Source organism: Candidatus Erwinia haradaeae, assembly GCF_900698885.1.
GTDB classification, from domain to species: Bacteria; Pseudomonadota; Gammaproteobacteria; order Enterobacterales; family Enterobacteriaceae; genus Erwinia_E; species Erwinia_E haradaeae_H.
Window position 1 is genome coordinate 103255 of the sequence record NZ_LR217705.1, and the last position, 19710, is coordinate 122964.

Below are 19710 nucleotides of genomic sequence, written 5' to 3' on the forward strand. Positions count from 1 at the left end.
TTATGACAGTCATTAATCAACAATTAATTCTGATTATACCATTATTAATCCTTAGTTTAACCGTAGTGATTATGATGCTAAGTATTGGATTAAAGCGTAATCATCGTTTTTACGATTTTATTGTTTTTGCCGGTTTGAGTTTAGCATTGTTTTCTTTGTATTTTGTAGAGCAGGTGGAAGCAGGAGATGTTACTGCACTACTTCGCATAGATAGATACTCAATTTTTTATACTAGTTTGGTGATTCTTTCAAGTTTATCTGCTTGTATTTTTTCTTATCCATGGATAACACAATACCCTAAGAACCGTGAAGAATTTTACTTACTTATTATGCTTTCTACGCTTGGTGGTGTTGTTTTAGTTAGCGCTAATCATTTTTCATCATTATTCATTGGCATCGAATTGCTGTCTTTGCCGTTAGTTGGTTTAGTAGGTTACGCGGTAAATATTGGTTGTTCCTTAGAGGCAACTTTAAAATACGCTATATTATCTATTGCTTCTTCTGCATTTCTTCTTTTTGGTATAGCGTTAGTTTACGCGCATACAGGAAGTCTTGGTTTTGAGGAATTAATTTATTTACAAAGTAATAGTTTGAGCTCAGAAGCATTAATTATAGTAGGTTTTTCTTTAATGATTGTAGGTTTTGGATTCAAGCTTTCATTAGTGCCTTTTCATCTTTGGACACCAGATGTGTATCAAGGAGCGCCTTCTTCAGTAGGGACCTTTTTGGCAAGTGCTAGCAAAATAGCAGTATTTAGTGTTTTAATGCGTTTATTTATCTATACATCTATCAAAAATTTTGAATGTATATATTCTGCATTAAGTATACTAGCAGTAGCGTCTATGTTATTTGGAAATTTGATGGCTCTTAGGCAAAAAAATATTAAACGTATTTTAGGTTATTCATCTATAGCACATTTTGGATATTTATTAATTACTTTAATTGCAGTACGATATTCTGAGTTATCATTAGAAGCAGCTGCTGTTTATCTCGCAAGTTATCTTTTCAGCACTTTAGGAGTTTTTGGTGTAGTTAGTCTCATGTTGAATACAAAAAATGATTTTTCTGAGGCGCTATCTTCTTATCGGGGCTTATTTTGGCGTAATCCTGTTTTAGCAATTGCTTTAACGATAACGATGTTTTCACTTGCTGGCATCCCTATGACTTTTGGTTTTATAGGTAAGTTTTACCTGATATCTCTAGGAGTTTATGCTCACCTGTGGGCTGTAACAATAGCGATGGTGCTTGGAAGTGCTATTGGTTTATACTATTATCTTCGCATTATTATTAGTTTATATTTGGCACCTAGCAAATCTTTAAAATATTTATCACCACAGCACCATTCGGAGTTACAGCTGACTAATATTACAGTAGTTTTATTTGCTATGCTTTCTATAATATTTGGAATTTATCCACAACCAATTATTGGGTTAGCGCAGCTTATAAGGCTCTAGAATGGATTTTATAGTAAAAATAATTTTATTATTGCAGTTAGAGGTAACTAGAATCTACATAGAAGAGAGAAAGCGGTGATTTTGTAACAATACTGCAACATATGATATCAAATTATATTAAATCTTACCAAAAAAAATTTTATTCTGTTAAGTTATTTTTATTATAACAACGCAATAACTTGTTATAATAAGCAACATATAAAAATTTATATCGTTTATACAGCGATCTAATTAAAATTTTTACCGATATCTTAATGCCGGGAGGTTAAGTAATAGTTGTCAACTTTTAGTTGGACCTTGATGATTCTAGTGCTACTATTAATTATACATTTTATTTATTAAATGAACAGCGTGAGTAATTTCTTCTTGAGTAGTGAAGCGTCCTAAAGAAAATCGAATAGAATTAAGTGCAACTTCTCGATTTACACCAAGAGCTGTTAGTACATAAGAAGGTTCTAGGCTGCTAGAAAGGCAAGCGGATCCGGTAGAAATAGCCAGATCTTTTAGTGATATCAGTAATGCAGTTTTACTGATATTATGAAAACTAATATTTAAAATGTGCCCAGCTCCTTGATTCAAAGACCCATTAAGAGATACTGTTTGAAGATTTTGAATACCTTTCCAAAGTTGTATACGTAGTTTGCAAATACGCAGCATCTCTTCTTTCATCGCATCTTTAGCAATTGTTAAAGCTTCACCCATACCAACAATTTGATGCACTGGTAGTGTACCAGACCTAATACCCCGTTCATGCCCGCCACCATGAATTTGCGCACATAGATAAATACGCGGCTGATTTCGAACAAAAAGAGCACCAATACCTTTTGGTCCGTATACCTTATGTGCTGAAAATGACATAAGGTCAATTTTTAGGTTCTTGAGGTTTATGGGTAGTTTGCCAACACTTTGTGTCGCATCAACATGAAAGATTACACCATGTTTTCGGCATATTTCTCCCATAGCAGTAATATCTTGTATAACACCAATTTCATTATTAACATGCATGATAGAAACGAGTATAGTGTCAGGACGTAGTGATTGTTTTAAATTTTTTAATGAAAAAACGCCATTGTTTGATGGATTAAGATAAGTGATCTGAAAACCCTCAGATTCTAGATAAGCACAAGTATCTAGCACCGTTTTATGTTCAGTTTTGGTGGTAATAAGATGCAGACCCTTCTTGCGATAAAAAATTGCCGCACCTTTAATAGCTAGGTTATTAGATTCAGTTGCACCAGAGGTAAAAATAATTTCTCTTGAGTCAGCTCCAATAAGTTCTGCGATCTGATTTCTGGCAACATCTACCGCTTCTTCTGCTTGCCAACCAAATTTGTGAGATCTAGAAGAGGCATTGCCAAAATTACCATCTAGAGTAAAATATTGTAGCATTTTTTTTACTACACGTGGATCAGTTGGTGTAGTGGCTGCATAATCAAGGTAAATTGGTAGTTTCATTCTTAAAATATTCTCAGATCATGTTCTTATTATATCTAGCGTAACAGTAAACTTAATGATTTTTTTTAAAAGTTATAAGTAAACATTGTACAGAACACATAAACATCCCAGAACGTGCTAAATATATAAAATTTAGTTAATATAAAATATTTTCATTTTGATTATGATCTCTACACATCTAATATTTTATTATTATTATTTTATCCTGTTAATCAGAATAATAAAATAGCTTAGTTTTAAATAAGTGCTATTAAGCATGATTTAATATATTATTGTAATAATCTATATTTTATATATTACTATAAGTGTGTCTAGCATAGCTACTATATTTCTATCTTAATCATTAGATTATGTTTAATAGTTTTTTAGTAGACGTGATAGACCTAATCGTGAAGCTTGATATATCTTAAAAATATAAACCATCTATTATGATTTATACTAATTAATAATTATTATCTGTAGATATAGTTATACAAGGATCTTCTTTGGTGAGCTAAATTTAAGATGCATAGCAAATTTAGTGTGTTCTTTGAAGAACAACTAAGGATCACTTTGACTATAGAATTATAATTTATATATAAGTCTGATGATGTATATTTATATGCAATGGTAGCTCAAAATTAAGAAACATAATATATTGATATATTTTAAAATTTCATGAATTCAAATATTTTGATAAAAATTACTCTGAACCTTAATGGAGTGATGAGAAAAATATTTGTATAGTGTATGATAAATGTTTTAAACAGGGATGCATTTAAAAAATTTTAGAGGGAAATTTCGTTTAATGATTTTTTATAATTCTTTAAAATGGAGTGAGATGATTTTTTAAATTATATGTTCTTTATGTTAAAAATAATACTTGTTATGTGAATGGAGCCGGCTTAAAGTTTTATACTATATGCCTAATTATGATATGATATCTAATTTAGATAAATGATATCTATCTATTAATTGCGCTATATAGTCTATTAAGTATTTTACTTGTAACATTTTTTAACCTCTCATGTGGATATATTTTTAATTTTTATAGATTGATATATGCATGCGAAGAATAAAATTTAATAAAAATTTTTTCCATTTTACTGTATATGTTGTTAATTTTACTGTATATGTTGTTATATATATCTGAGATATAGGTATATTGTGTCTTGTATTTTAAGATTGATATAATTTGATTATAACATTTAGCTTTAACTAAAAATTTTTTTATAATTTTATTATAAACAGAATTAGATATTATCTATATAATATATATTTGAGATATTGTTATTAACTTCATTGATATAAAAGGTTTCTGTAGATAACATGAGTTGATTATTAATAATAATTTCATAAATCCTGATACTATCATATAGTAGATTTTCTGTTTTCTGGAAAATATATAAGTCATAAGATGCATATGGGTAGGTACTAGAATGTTGATCAATCAGAAGTGTTATAAGATTTTATTAGGCAAAAGAAACATTAGTTAAATTATCTCTATAAAATAAAGATGATTCTATCAGTGTTTCTTCGCTAATGAGCTTATAACTTATTTTTATGAGGAAATAGCGTCGATTATGTAAAAATCCATTTGATGAGCTAAATAATATATTTTTCTTTTATAATGGTTAATTTTTGATTTCTATAAAAAAGCACTTTACGAAAGAGATCTGTCTTTTAATAACTAAAGTTATTCTATGCATTAGAAGTAATTTTGTATTGACGATTACTATCTCAAAATAAAAATAATAAACTGATATTTAAATATCACTAATTTTTTTTCAAAAGTGATACAAATTATTCATTGCATTATAAATAGATTATTAGTTAGATAACGAGATATTAAGTTTATGTCCTATATTGTAGCCTTAACAGGTGGTATTGGTAGCGGAAAAAGCACTATTGCAAATATGTTTGCAAAGTTAGGTGTAAAAATTGTTGACTCTGATGCTATTGCACGCCAGATTCTTGTAGCAAATCGGGAAGTTTTAATGGAAATATATAAATATTTTGGTAAAAAAATATTTATAAAGGATTGGATTGTAAATCGTCCCTTGTTACGAAAAAAAATTTTTAATTCTCTAGAAGATAGGTTATGGGTTAATAATTTATTACATCCAATTATCTGCCGGGATTCTCATGCTCAGTTAGCATCCTCACAATCTTTATGGTGCTTGTGGGTGGTTCCACTTTTAATAGAAAATAATTTGCAACATTATGCTAATCGTATTTTATTAACAGATGTTGACCTTAAATTACAAATCAAGAGAACTGCAAAACGTGATTGTATTACTTATTATGCAGTGAATAAAATTATTCGCGCTCAAGCAACATCCTTGTCACGCATTTCTGTTGCAGATGATATTATAGACAACAATGGTTCATTAGATATGCTAAATCGGCGAGTAATCGCATTAAATCAGAATTATTTACATTTTTCAAAAAATTCATAATGTCGCAAATGCATGCTAAATTTCAAATCATATATAGATATCGATCTAAGTAAAATTTTTGTTAAAAAAGTTAGAAAGACTTTTTTTGATAATATAGTGAATAATGTTTGTTGATATCATCATTAATTTTTTAATTTTTTTTCAATAATACATAAAAGTTATTTCTTTCCTTTGATTATATTATATCTGCTTTAAAGATCATATTTATCTATTTTATAGATTGTATATAATATCTTAATGTAGTATCTCTTATAGAGAAAAACAATAAAATATATATTTTTAATATAAATCATTAGATTCCATAGATATATTTAGGTCATCTAAAGAAATATATGCCTACAATTTACATTGTTTTACATATAGATGTAGTTACTTAAAGATTTTCTCTAATAACTTGTTTTATCAGGTTATAACTTGTTGTATCAGGTTAATTAAATTTTGATGCATCTGACCATCGGTAGATGATAGGCAAAATTTCTATTATTAACGGATCTAGATTTTATATTAAAGGGATATATTTTGTTATTATTTTACTAGTATTGCTTGGATTTTATGATTATAACAATAGAAAGATTTAGATCTAAGTATATGTTAGTACGCACTAAAAGTCTCCTCGATCTTTAAATTTCATCATATAGACTTTAATCTTGTTAACAATAAGATCCGAACTTCTATGTTAAAGTATCTAGCAATATTCAGAAAGCTAAAAATTAAAAAGATTGTAGCTATTATCCATATATATCTAAATTATTTAAAGTCTATCAAATGATATCAATGAATCAAATACGAAATTTTTCTATTATTGCTCATATCGATCACGGAAAATCAACGATTGCGGATCGTCTGATTCAGATGTGTGGTGGTTTAACAGAGCGCAAAATTACGGAGCAGGTGCTAGATTCAATGGAGTTAGAGCGCGAACGTGGTATTACCATTAAGGCGCAAAGTGTTACTCTCACTTATCATGCACAAGATGGCAAGAAATATCAACTAAACTTTATTGATACACCAGGACATGTTGACTTTTCATATGAGGTTTCTCGTTCTCTTGGAGCATGTGAAGGCGCCATTCTTGTAGTTGATGCTACACAGGGAGTAGAAGCACAAACTGTAGCTAATTTTTATAGTGCAATAGAAATGAATTTAACAGTTATCCCTGTATTAAATAAAATAGATTTAATTACAGCAGATCCAGTCAGGGTGTTTAAAGAGATTGAAGAAATAATAGGGCTTGATACTACTGATGCCGTAGTCTGTTCAGCTAAAACTGGCGCTGGGATATCTGATATGCTAGAACGCTTGATACGGGAAATCCCATCACCTACAGGAGATCCACAAGGACCACTACAAGCACTGATAATTGATTCTTGGTTTGATAATTACCTTGGTGTTATCTCTCTGACACGTATTAAAAATGGTATCTTACGTGCAGGTGAAAAAATTAAAGTAATGAGTACTGATCGAGTTTACACAATAGATCGTGTGGGTGTTTTTACTCCGAAACGCACAGATACCGGTATTTTATGCTGTGGTGAAGTCGGCTGGATTGTATGTGGGGTAAAGGATATTTTTGGTATTCCAGTAGGGGATACGCTTACTTTAGCTAATAATATGGCTATGCATGCATTACCTGGATTTAAAAAGGTTACGCCACAAGTTTATGCTGGTTTATTTCCGATTAGATCTAATGATTACGAATTGTTAAGGAATTCTTTAGGAAAATTGCGTCTAAATGATGCTTCATTGTTTTATGAAGCAGAAGATTCTACAGCTTTGGGGTTTGGTTTTCGTTGTGGATTTTTGGGTATTCTACATATGGAAATTATTAAAGAGCGTCTTGAGCGTGAATACAACCTGGAGATCATGATTACTGCCCCTACCGTTATCTATGAAGTAAAAACAGTTTGCGGGGATCTAATTTATGTAGACAATCCTACTAAGTTACCTATAGATCACAACATAGTAGAATTACGCGAACCAATTGCTGAGTGTCAAATATTAGTGCCACAAGAGTATCTCGGTAATGTGATTATGTTATGTATTAACAAGCGTGGTATTCAAACTAGTATAGTTTATTATGAAAAACAAGTTTCGCTAATTTATGAGATACCCATGTCTGAAGTGATTCGTGATTTTTTTGGTCACCTCAAATCCGCGACACGTGGTTATGCTTCGCTGGAATATCATTTTAAAAAATTTTCCGTGGCTGATATGGTTCGTGTTGATATTATAATTAACAGCGATCGAATTGATGCGTTATCATTAATTACTCATCGCAAGCACGCACAATTTTATGGGCGGGAGCTTGTGAATAAACTTACACAGATCATTCCTCGCCAACAATTTGAAATTATTATACAAGCGACCATCGGAAAGAATATTTTTGCTCGCAATACGGTGAAGCAATTGCGTAAAAATGTTCTTGCTAAGTGTTATGGTGGTGATATTAGTCGTAAGAAAAAATTACTTCAGAAACAAAAAGATGGAAAAAAACGCATGAAAAGCATTGGAAAAATTGCACTTCCGCAGGAAGCATTTTTTACAATAATGAATATTTCCATACAAAATAAATAAGATTTATAGCATTTTATTGAAGAGGTTTTAGATATGGCGCATACATTTATAATAGTTTTAGTAATTGCAACGTCTATTAGTGGTTTATTATGGTGTATTATGATCTCCAGAAGAATCATAAATAAAGATAAAGAACAGATAATACAGAAACCTGTTAATAACGTAATTACTATATCGTACAAATTACAATCCTGGATGAAAAGTATAGCATCAATTTTTCCAGTGCTTTTTTTAGTATTTATAGTGCGTGCATTTGGCTACGAACCTTTTCAGATCCCCTCTGGATCCATGATGCCAACTTTATTAGCTGGTGATTTTATTTTAGTACAAAAGTATGCATATGGCCTGAAGAATCCCATTACGCAACATACTCTGATACAGACTGGACATCCGCATCGTGGTGATGTTGTTGTATTTAAATATCCAAAAGATACAAGCCAAGATTATATTAAACGCGTGATTGGCTTACCAGGTGATTTGGTTAGTTACGACCTTCTTAGTAAACAATTGTCAATTCAGCCAGATTTTATGAATGTTAAAAATTGTAAACGTTTATTAAAGGTGACTTATTCTCATACCAATATAGATTCTCAAAAATTCATAAAATCTAATCAAGATTCATTAAATGATAATATCAATCAAGAATACATTCAAGCATTAGAACCTGAAGGTAATCGCCCGGTAACTCGTGTAGAAATGCTCGATAGCGTAAAACATCTTATTTTATTGTTAAATGGAGAGCAGAAAGATTTTGAGTTAAAAGCTAAGAATGGGATCCTTCATCAAAAGATTAGCTGGTTGGTTCCAGAGAATATGTACTTCATGATGGGGGATAACCGTGATAATAGCTCTGATAGTCGTTATTGGGGGTTTGTGCCAGAAAATAATTTAGTTGGTAAGGCAACTGCTATATGGATGAGTTTTGATAAAAAGGAGGGCAAGTTTCCAACTGGCTTACGCCTGGGGCGTATTGGAATAATTCATTAAAGAATGATTTTAAATAGATGACTTGAATGGATAATTTTTATTGCGTGAGTGATAGTACTGTACGGTATATATACAATATATATTGAGCCTGTATTGTGATTAAGTATGCTTCCTTATAAAAGTAAAATTATTGCATATCGCCAGTGTTAAACTATAGATACGGTAATCATGAATCAGCTACAGAGAAAGATAGGTTATTTTTTTAAAAAAACTGAATTACTACAACAGGCATTAACACACCGCAGCTTTAGTCGTCAAAATAATGAGAGGTTTGAGTTTCTTGGAGATTCTATTTTAAATTGTGTAATTTCTTATGCAATTTATCGTGGCTTTCCATGTATTGACGAAGGTGATTTGAGTCGTATGCGCTCTACATTAGTGCGCGGCTACACCTTGGCAGAAATAGCGCGAGAATTTAACTTAGGTTCGTATTTAACTCTTAGCCGGGGAGAATGGAAAAGTGGTGGTTATAAGCGTCAATCTATTTTATCTAATGCCATGGAGGCTTTAATTGGTGGTATATTTTTAGATAGTAATATGCAGACGATAGAGCGGTTGATTCTTAACTGGTATGACTCTCGTTTACATACTATTTCGCCAGGAGATGAACAAAAAGATCCAAAAACACGTTTGCAAGAATTCCTACAAGGAAATCATCTTCCGTTGCCATCTTATCTTGTATTGCAGGTGCAAGGTTCAGAGCATCATCAGTTATTTACGATTCAATGCATAGTCACTGGAATAGAAGAACCAGTGGTAGAAACTGGCTTTAGTCGTCGGCAGGCTGAACAAAAAACTGCTCAAACAGCCTTAATTATGCTAGGTATAAAATGAGAGAACATACTACCTATTGTGGTTTTATTGCTATTGTAGGGCGCCCAAATGTAGGAAAGTCTACTATATTAAATCAATTAATAAAACAGAAGATTTCTATCACTTCACGTAAGCCGCACACTACTCGTCATGAGATTGTAGGAATTAAGAGTGAAGGTGTATATCAAGCTATTTATATTGATACACCAGGTTTATGTATAGAAGAAAAAAATACTATTAATCGTTTTATGAATCGTGTAATAAAAAACTCCATTACTAATGCCAGGTTAGTTATTTTTATAATAGAGGGTATAAATTGGACCATCGCTGACACAACGATCATGCATTATCTAAAAGATAAATCATTGGTTCTTTTAGTGCTTAATAAGATTGACCTTATTACTAATAAAAGTCTTTTATTACCGCATCTTCAGTGGTTAAGCCGGAAGAGGCATTTTGTAGATATAGTACCTATTTCTGCAAAGATAGGAACGAATATCGATACTATTAGTAGCATTGTGTATAAATATCTCCCACAGTCAGAGTACTATTTTCCAGAAAAGTGTATTACAAATCGTTCTCAAAAATTTATGGCATCAGAAATTATTCGTGAAAAAATTATAAGATATCTTGGAGGCGAGCTTCCATATGCAGCGACGGTTGAAATAGAGCAATTTATTGTTAATAAGCATGGTAGATTAATTATTTGCGGGGTGATTTTAGTACACAGTGCCAGCCATAAAAAGATAGTAATTGGATATAACGGAGCTAAGATTAAAAGCATTGGTGTTGCAGCACGTCATAATATGGAGACAATTTTTAGACAAAAAGTTTATCTTGAGCTATGGGTGAAGATTATATCTAGTGAGCGAGATTATAAGGACATAGTACCAAATATAGAATATAAAAATATAATACCATTACAGAAATACTTAGATTAATCTTTAATAGTAAAATACTCTATTTTACTATCTATGAATTCTGGGGACAATGAGTGCTTATATAGTAAAACATTATTGTTAATAAGGTAAACATTAGTTATATATTGATAATATAGATTGGAATAAATACTAAATTTTAGTGCAAATTGTATATAATTTAATCTTGTTAGCTCTATATATAATATATATTTTTCAGGTTCCTTTTCTTAAAATAGAGTTTACGTTTGAATAACATAAATGATGTTAGACTTTGGTATGCATAGGTTTTTGCGTATATATCCTTATTTTATTCAAGTGCTATAGAAGATAATTTCAATTATTTATATTACCACATTAAAAGAGAAGATTAATAAGTTATTAACAGTGCTTTGTTAACCAATCTGCTAATTGACAATATTGCAATACGCTAATATTTTCTGCACGTAAGTCTGGTGAAATATTCATTTTTATCAATTCATCAACAGAGATTAAATATTGAAGACTATTGCTTATTTTTTTACGACGTTGATTAAAGGCTGCTTTAGTTATTCGATGCAAGGCATGGATACGGTTTGGTGATTGTGTGATAGCTCTGATGGGGGTCAATCGTACTACCGTAGAGTTGACCTTTGGGGTCGGGGTCAGGGCATTTGCTGGAACTGAAATTACTGGAAATATCTGACAGTAATACTGGGACATAACTGATAAGCGACCATAATTTTTATTTCCTGGATTGGCCAATAGACGATTAGCTACTTCTTCTTGTAGCATAAAATGCATATCATGAATAGCGTTAATGTGACTAAAAATATAAAATATCAGCGGCGTGGAAATATTATAAGGTAAGTTGCCGAATATACGTAATAATTGGCCCTGTTTTTTTGAAAAATCTGAAAAATCAAATATTAAAGCATCTTGATTAAAGATATTGATTTTTTGTTTTAACCGTGAATTATTTTTCAGATGTAATGTTAGATCTCTATCAATTTCAATTACTGTGAGCCTATTTACCAGTGGTTCTATTTTTTCTGTTAATGCACCAAGCCCAGGCCCAATTTCGAGCATTACTTGCCAATACTGGGGGTAAATAGCATTAATAATAGCATTAATGATATATTGGTCATGTAAAAAATGTTGTCCAAAACGTTTTTTTGCATGATATATATGGTGTAATTGATTTATCATTGGTTTTTTTAGTTTAAGTATATTAAGAAAATATATTTCTCATATATTTTAGCGATGATGTATATATAAAATAATATTTAGAGTAATATAATGAAGCGGTAAAGTTATTTATCAACTATAAATGTTTTGCAAACTTGGTTGATAGTGTTCGGAAACTAGTCTTTTGTGCATTCTTTTTAAGCTATTTAGATTATTTTTATAAAAAGTTAATGAACTGAATATTTTAACGGTCTATATGATTTTTTTTAAAAAGTGGTCTTATCAATGATCTGTTATTTTAAAAGTGTCTTTGTATCTTCTTTGATAAAATATTATGATTTTGTGAGTTTTGATGTTTTCTTGAAAGTGTTTTATAAAAAATTATTACAGTAATTAAGGTTAATTTAAACTTTGATAAAATAATAACACTAAAGTATAAATTATAATTTTGTCCTCTATATCAGATTTCTTTGTTTATATGAATTTATTGTTTCTAATAAAATTTACTCGTAGGTAGTAGGTTTTTAATTACATGATTATCAAATAAATTGTAAAAATATTTTATATTAATTGTCATTAAACCTAATGCTTGATATCAGATTATTAGTTTTTAAAATTTTTGTCAGAATTTAAATTTTTGCTACATTACAAAGATCTTAAACTATAGATATAAACATAGAAACTATAATAAATAAGATTACTTAATCTAGAGATTATTATAGTAATCATGCTGTGATGATGTAAAATATAGTAAAATATTGTATTTGTTTGTGAAATAATTTTCACTTTAGTTATGGCACGCCCTACAGGATTCGAACCTGTGACCTACGGCTTAGAAGGCCGGTGCTCTATCCAGCTGAGCTAAGGGCGCATTTAATGTAGATACATTATATATTATGTATATAATGAGTCAACTAGTTTGCTTTGAGCAGATATACTATGTTTTTTTCGTATTAAAAGCTTTTTATTTGATTAAGTTGTATTATAAATGGCACTTAGATTATACAGTGTATTAACTATATTACTTGCAATATGTATTTCAATCTAATTATTAGTCATGAGATTTTGGCAATATCACCAAAAAAATTTTATAGAGTTACTTTTACTTCTAGAGTTTTAGATATTTTTATATACTGCATGTTGCTATGATATGTAATACTACAGTCAGATTTAATTTGTTTTTGTGTTTATTTGAAACTTAAAAGATAAGATCTTAGCGTATTATTAGTCCTGAAAATTTTATGTGATTATTAATTATTTCGACGTTTTTAAGTGACATACTTTTTTATTATTTATTGATGTAAGACCTGCTCATTTCTTGATATCTTTATTGTGCATCTATTCAATAGATTGAATCTGAAAAATTATTGTTTTTATTCTAAAATATTTACGATTGTTCTGTTTTGTAATATTACACGCGCTATGTATAATTTCATGTAAGATAAGACAAGTGTATTTCTCATCGCAATGTAGTTTATTAAGATATATATCTTAACATTAATTATAGACATTACATAATATTATTAATATAGAGTCACATAATCTGTTATGTCTTTAGGTCTTAATATATTAATATAGATTATATTTAATGGTTTTTCTAGTAAGGGTGAACCATCTATCAAGAGAGCGATGATTGATCTTGAATTGTTGAATACATACTGATTAGTTGTAGTCTAGTATTATTATATCTTTCAGATTAATAAAAATATAATACTTTATATACATCCCCAAAAGTTTAATATTTGCAAGTTAATGTGTTTATTATGTATATTTACAGAGCCTTGGTATTAAAGAAAAGTATTTTTCTTTTTTGATTAAGTTATATAGGTTTCTATTTTTATAAGTGTTAATAAAAATTTTTAATAAGATAGTCCCTATGTGTATTGATAAAATTAAGATAAATAAGAAATATTTTTAATGTGTATTGATAATAATTGATTTGTAAAATAATGGTTTTTTATTGTTATGATAACCTATATATAGCATGAGATTTTTTTAAAAAATAATGTCTGCATGTGTTGTAGATATATTTTTTCAATTGTTTAGGTAATTAACTTAGCTAGTTGTTAATTGATGAACATACTAACAATCTAAAAGAAGCATAATAAAAAAACTTTAAAATCTTTAGATATGTAGTTTTTAATACTCTGATTATCATCAGATGGCAGCGTGGAATATCTTTTAAAAACTTTTCACAAAAATAACTTATACACTAGTATAGTTCTAATGTTTTTTATTACATACTTTGCCTCAAATAGTACTGAGCATGCTATATAGATTGTATCTATGACGTCAAATGTTATAGATGACATAATATATGATATTAGTTTTAGAAAAATTTAGGATAGTTATTATATATAATATAATATATTAGTTATATTTTGATATAATCTATTGAAAATTATAAATTATATCAAATAAAATCAATTTTGATAGTTATTTAAAATAACTTTTTCACAATGAATAACAAAGATATAAAAAAATAAAAAATGAAATATAGCATTGACGTGATAATTGTTAGAATGAATGAATAATGATCATGTAGTAAAATAAAGTATTATTATCTTGGATATTTTAAGGTATGTTGATTATATACTTCGTATATATTTTTGATTTATTGATCTTTTATATACACAAGTATTTTATAAAAACATGATCAGCGCGACCAAAGTAACATATATAAAGATATATAGGCAGGTTGTATTAATTTGACGCGACTATCAATTTTAGTATAATTTAACACTGGTGTGTTTTACAATTATCAGATGTAATTCAGAAGGACGCATTATTTAATGCCTGCAAAAATTATTAATGGTGAAAAAATTGCGCACCAGATACGTAAAGAAATTGCTAAAAGTATACAAATACGCTTAGCTGAAGGCAAGCGTATCCCAGGTCTAGCGGTGATATTAATAGGTTCAGACCCAGCCTCGCGGATTTATGTTACTCGAAAGCGTTCTGCGTGTGAAGAAGTTGGATTTTTTTCATATTTATATGATTTATCAGTTAATACCACCCAAGTTCAGCTTCTAGATCTAATTCATCAACTTAATCAGGATTCCGCTATTGATGGAATTTTAGTACAGTTACCGCTTCCAGCAGAAATAGATCCAATTCTAATAACAGACAGCATATCTCCTATTAAGGATGTAGATGGTTTTAATTCGCATAATCTTGGTCGTTTGTGTAAGCGTTCACCAAGTTTTTTGCGACCGTGCACGCCTCGTGGTATAATAACTTTATTAGAGCGTTATCATATTAATATTTGCAGTCTTCATGCAGTAATTGTTGGAGCTTCTAATGTTGTTGGGAGACCCATGAGTATGGAGCTACTTCTTTCTGGTTGTACCACAACTATTACACATCGTTTTACAAAAAATCTAGAGCGTTTTGTATCACAAGCTGATCTTCTTGTTGTAGCAGTTGGAAAACCTAGATTTATTCCAGGCTATTGGATTAAATACGGTGCTATAGTGGTTGATGTTGGTATTAATCGCTTAACAAATGGAAAGATAGTGGGTGATGTTGATTTTGATCAAGCTTTTTATCGGGCATCCTGGATTACGCCAGTTCCAGGAGGAGTTGGGCCAATGACTATTGCTACTCTTATGCAGAATACATTATATGCCTGTGAAACAAGTGAAAAAATTACTTTGTAATATGGTGTTCTGTTGATAAAAAATATTTTATAAAAAGTTATAGTTTGTTAAATAATTTAAAATTATCAAAAGTTTGAATTTTTAGATTAACAGTTTTCAATAATATCTGATTGATTATTGATTTTATATAAAAAAGCAGCCTTATGATAAGTGTTGCGTTGATAAAAAATCAAACAATGCTGCGTTGATATCTAAAAATATACTGTATATTCATATGAAGTATTATATTCTATAATAAAATAAAATTTATCTACTGGTGTATAATAAAAACTATTTTGAATATTATATGATAAGCATATATGCCATTCAGTGAGAGGATATCCTATTTAGTTGATATTTTTTAGTAAAAAAATTATTATTTTAATAGCCTCATATTAAACTCATATTTAGTATGAGCCGTATATTTTCTAATTTGATCATGACTTGGCTGGGAATGTTTTAAATTAACATGCATCGCTTGTTTTATGCGTTAGGTGTATAAAAGTTTAGCTTGGGAATATTTCTAACATTTAGAATATTCAATACCATATATTTTAATGATATTGATTGATATCAATTAATATTATTAATAGAATTTCTTATTAATGATATTAGTTATAAGATTTTGTTAGGTTTTGATGAAATAGCAGAGAGTATACACTAATTAGTGTAGATTTATTAATATTTTATTGAAATTGAACATGAATGACATGTGGTGATGCACTAATATTTAAAATAATCTGCTTTTAAAATATCTTATATGAAGCAATATTGTATAATATTAAAATAAAACTACAGATTTTATATAGTATCTACTAGTAGTTTTTTTAGTTTACTCTCAAATTTATACTATGGATAGTTATTTTTAGATAAATTATGCTATTTTTATGATGACAGTTGTTTGATATAAATATTTTGTTATTTTTTGCTGCAATGAAAAATAAAATCTATAATGTATGTTACTAATGCGTTTTACAGAATGGTAAAAAATTTTACGTATAAAAACTAATAATATTCTTTTATTTCTTGGTATTTTTAGTATAAAAATATAATTTATAGATCGTATGGTTTATATATACTTTATAAAAATAAATACTTCATAAAAATCTTATATTAGTAAAAACCTTAAAAGTTCTGATCTTAACTAAAATTTTTATATACAGGTTATTTTATACCTTTTTTTTGTTACTCAAGTTGAACCGGAACTCGTGGAGATAGCGCGCACATAAGTTCATATCCCACAGTCTTAGATGCTGTGGCAACATCGTCAATTTTAACATTTTTGCCCCATAATTCTACTTTACTGCCAATATAAGCCTGTGGACATAGGGTTAAGTCTATTGCCATCATATCCATAGAAACAGTCCCAATAGTTTTTGTCATATGTTCTAAGATTTTTACAGGGGTTCCAGAAGGGGCATGGCGTGGATAGCCATCAGCATAACCGCAGGCAACTATTCCAATGCGTTGTTTGCAATTCGCTCGATAGCTGTTATCGTAGCCTACTGTTGACCCAGAGGCAATCTCCTGAATGGCAATAATTTTACTATTGAGTGTCATAACAGGTTCAAAGCCACTATTTGACATGATACTCTGATTACCATCTCTTTTTGGAAAGGCACCGTATAATATAATCCCAGGACGAACCCAATTAAGATGAGTTTGAGGGTGCAAAAGAATAGCGGCAGAATTGGCTAGTGACATCTGACAATTAAGATTCTTTGAGGCTTGATAAATTTTCTGCATTGGTTCGATGACGCCTTCTGCATTCTCCGCGTTCGCAAAGTGTGCCATAAGTGTTAATGTGCCTATACTTTTTATTTCCTTTAGTTGTTGCCAAACAGAGTGGATATCATCTGGTTGAAAACCAAGACGATTCATACCACAATTCATTTTTAAATAAATATGCAATGGAGCTAATAATTTAGCTTTTGCTAATGCTTTAATTTGCCATTGACTGTGTACAACTGTAGTTAAATTATACTGTGCTAAGATTTTTATATCGTTTGGATGAAAAAAACCCTCTAATAACAAAATAGGTTTCTGCCATCCACTGTCTCGGAGCAATAAGGCCTCATGGATACTAAGCAAAGCAAAACCATCTGCTTGACATAGACTCTTCCAGATTCTCTTAATGCCATGACCGTAGGCGTTAGCTTTTACTACAGCCCAAAGTTGTGCAGTAGAAATCATCTTACGCACTATAGAGAGATTATTTTTTAATGCCTTTTGATTGATTATTGCCACAATTGGACGAGACATAATCTTTCCTTATATCTATAGATATAGTGGCCTATGCATAGGGGTGTATAATATATTATCCAAAATATATTTATTAAGATTATCGAGTGATCTAATTTCGCCATAATAAAAACAATAGATTATCTTTAATTAATGTCAGTATACAATATAATTAACATATTATCTCTACCTTAATAATGATGATTTCGCATTATCTGATATTTGCGAGAAAGTAATACATTATAGAAAGCAATATATATAGGATTATGATAATTTTCTAAACAGTAAATTCTGTTAGATATGATTTACTATGCATTAGTTACTATGCCCTGCATAGTTTTTGTATAATTGTTTATGTTTTTATGTTTTAGAGTAATGAAAAACACTATTTAATAAGCTCAAAAAGCCTTACTGAATGTTACACTATGCTTGTTTGTTAGCAAAAACTATAAATAATGATTAAAAGTTATTATAATTATTATTAATACATTGATTTTGTAAAAATACAATAATTAGGAGAAGATTATTCTTTTTGTAAAATTTTGTCATATTTTACAAAAAAATAATATAATTTATTATTTTAGTTTTGGTGTTTTTTGATTTTTTAAGTGGGGCCCGCCGTGTCACTTACACTTTGGCAACAGTGTCTTGCTTGTTTAAAGGATGATTTACCTAAGACTGAATTCAGAATCTGGATACGACCCTTACAAGCTGAAATAAATAATAATACGTTAGCTTTATACGCACCCAATCGTTTTGTGCTAGACTGGGTGAGAGATAAATATATTCATCATATTAATACCCTCTTAAAAAATTTTGGCGGTGTTAATGTTCCTTTGCTTCTTTTTAAGGTGGGTAGAAAGTCTAGCTATCATATAGCCAACGAACCTGATATAACTAGCATCCGTACCATTACAAGTCAGATTCGTAGCCCATCATTCATGAGCTCGACGCGATGGTGTCATGTCGCAACGTTTTCAGATGTTTCCTATCAATCTAATGTGAACGCTAGATATAAATTTGAAAACTTTGTTGATGGTCAGTCAAATCAACTAGCACATATAGTAGCACAGCAAGTAGCAGATCATCCTGGTGAAACGTATAATCCTCTTTTTCTTTATGGAGGAACAGGGCTAGGTAAAACGCATTTATTGCATGCAGTGGGGAATGGGATTTTAGCAAAAAAATCTAACGAAACTGTGGTATATATGCGCTCTGAGCGTCTTGTAAAGGACATAGCTAAAGCATTACAAAGCAATGCAATTGAAAAGTTTAACTGTTATTATCGCTCAGTAAAAGCGCTATTAATTGATGATATTCAGTTCTTTGCCAATAAAGAACGCCCTCAAGAAGAGTTTTTTCATACCTTCAATGCCCTGCTAGAAGGTAACCAGCAGATTATTTTAACTTCTGACCGTTACCCAAGAGAAATTAATGGCGTAGAGGATAGACTAAAATCGCGATTTGGATGGGGATTAACAGTTGCTATTAAGCCGCCAGAGCTGGAAACCCGTGTAGCTATTTTAACGAAAAAAGCTTATGAAAACAATATCCTGTTACCGAGAGAAGTGGCATGTTTTATTGCCACAAGATTACGTTCTAATATAGGAGAATTAGAAGGCGCATTGAATCGTATAATAGCTAATTCAAGAGTGACTGGTCGTTCAATTACAATGGATTTTGTTCAAGAAGTGCTTCGTGATCTGCTAGTATTACAGAATCAACTAATAACTATTAATTTTATTCAGAAAACAGTGGCTCAGTATTATAAAATTCAAGTCGTTGATTTATTATCAAAACGGAGATCCCGTTCAGTTACCCGCCCAAGACAGATGGCAATGGCGATCACTAAAAAATTAACTAATCATAGTTTCCCAGAAATTGGTAATGCTTTTGGAGGGCGTGATCATACTACGGTTTTGCATGCCTGCCGAAAAATTGAACAGCTGCATAAAGAGAGTAAGGATATTCAAGAAGATTTTTCTACTCTCATTAAAATCTTATCCTCTTAAATTGATAATACGCC

Annotated in this window: 10 protein-coding genes, 1 tRNA gene and 1 pseudogene; 8 read left to right on the forward strand and 4 right to left on the reverse strand. The window is 30.1% G+C overall.

Going from position 1 to position 19710, the window contains the following annotated elements; all coding sequences use genetic code 11:
- Positions 1–2: 2 nt before the first annotated feature.
- On the forward strand, positions 3–1454 hold the full coding sequence (nuoN, locus tag ERCISPPS3390_RS00330) for an NADH-quinone oxidoreductase subunit NuoN (RefSeq protein ID WP_197094885.1): 1452 nt from the start codon (positions 3–5) through the stop codon (positions 1452–1454).
- Between the two features lie 330 nt (positions 1455–1784).
- Here nuoN and ERCISPPS3390_RS00335 read toward each other — a convergent pair.
- Positions 1785–2909 (reverse strand): annotated as a pseudogene (locus ERCISPPS3390_RS00335) (IscS subfamily cysteine desulfurase); the annotation flags it as partial.
- A gap of 1835 nt (positions 2910–4744) precedes the next feature.
- Between ERCISPPS3390_RS00335 and coaE the strand changes: the two are divergent.
- The 5 genes from coaE (at position 4745) to era (ending at position 10662) form a co-directional block, all read left to right on the forward strand.
- Positions 4745–5347 (forward strand): dephospho-CoA kinase, encoded by a 603-nt coding sequence (coaE, locus tag ERCISPPS3390_RS00340; protein WP_197094887.1) that lies wholly within the window; start codon positions 4745–4747, stop codon positions 5345–5347.
- Between the two features lie 774 nt (positions 5348–6121).
- A complete protein-coding gene (gene lepA / locus ERCISPPS3390_RS00345; RefSeq protein ID WP_197094888.1) occupies positions 6122–7921 on the forward strand; it encodes a translation elongation factor 4 in 1800 nt (599 codons plus the stop codon).
- 33 nt (positions 7922–7954) lie between these two features.
- On the forward strand, positions 7955–8908 hold the full coding sequence (gene lepB / locus ERCISPPS3390_RS00350) for a signal peptidase I (protein ID WP_197094889.1): 954 nt from the start codon (positions 7955–7957) through the stop codon (positions 8906–8908).
- A 168-nt stretch (positions 8909–9076) separates the two neighbouring features.
- Positions 9077–9742 (forward strand): ribonuclease III, encoded by a 666-nt coding sequence (rnc, locus tag ERCISPPS3390_RS00355; RefSeq protein ID WP_414626229.1) that lies wholly within the window; start codon positions 9077–9079, stop codon positions 9740–9742.
- Positions 9739–10662, forward strand: coding sequence for a GTPase Era (gene era / locus ERCISPPS3390_RS00360; protein WP_197094890.1), 924 nt, complete (start codon positions 9739–9741; stop codon positions 10660–10662). Before rnc ends, era begins: the two co-directional genes overlap by 4 nt.
- Before the next feature lie 357 nt (positions 10663–11019).
- On the opposite strand, the gene rsmA is transcribed toward era, so the two are convergent.
- Complete coding sequence (gene rsmA / locus ERCISPPS3390_RS00365; RefSeq protein WP_197094891.1) at positions 11020–11826, reverse strand: 16S rRNA (adenine(1518)-N(6)/adenine(1519)-N(6))-dimethyltransferase RsmA; 807 nt, start codon at positions 11824–11826, stop codon at positions 11020–11022.
- Positions 11827–12599: 773 nt separating this feature from the next.
- Positions 12600–12676: transfer RNA gene (locus ERCISPPS3390_RS00370), tRNA-Arg, on the reverse strand.
- 1921 nt (positions 12677–14597) lie between these two features.
- On the opposite strand from ERCISPPS3390_RS00370, the gene folD reads away from it, so the two are divergent.
- Positions 14598–15464 carry a bifunctional methylenetetrahydrofolate dehydrogenase/methenyltetrahydrofolate cyclohydrolase FolD gene (gene folD, locus ERCISPPS3390_RS00375; protein WP_197094892.1) on the forward strand — a complete coding sequence of 289 codons (867 nt, stop codon included), beginning with the start codon at positions 14598–14600 and terminating at the stop codon, positions 15462–15464.
- 1164 nt (positions 15465–16628) lie between these two features.
- On the opposite strand, the gene alr is transcribed toward folD, so the two are convergent.
- Positions 16629–17705: an alanine racemase gene (gene alr, locus ERCISPPS3390_RS00380; RefSeq protein ID WP_197094893.1), complete on the reverse strand. Its 1077-nt coding sequence runs from the start codon at positions 17703–17705 to the stop codon at positions 16629–16631.
- A gap of 599 nt (positions 17706–18304) precedes the next feature.
- Between alr and dnaA the strand changes: the two genes are divergently transcribed.
- Complete coding sequence (gene dnaA, locus ERCISPPS3390_RS00385; RefSeq protein WP_197094894.1) at positions 18305–19696, forward strand: chromosomal replication initiator protein DnaA; 1392 nt, start codon at positions 18305–18307, stop codon at positions 19694–19696.
- Positions 19697–19710: the final 14 nt, after the last annotated feature.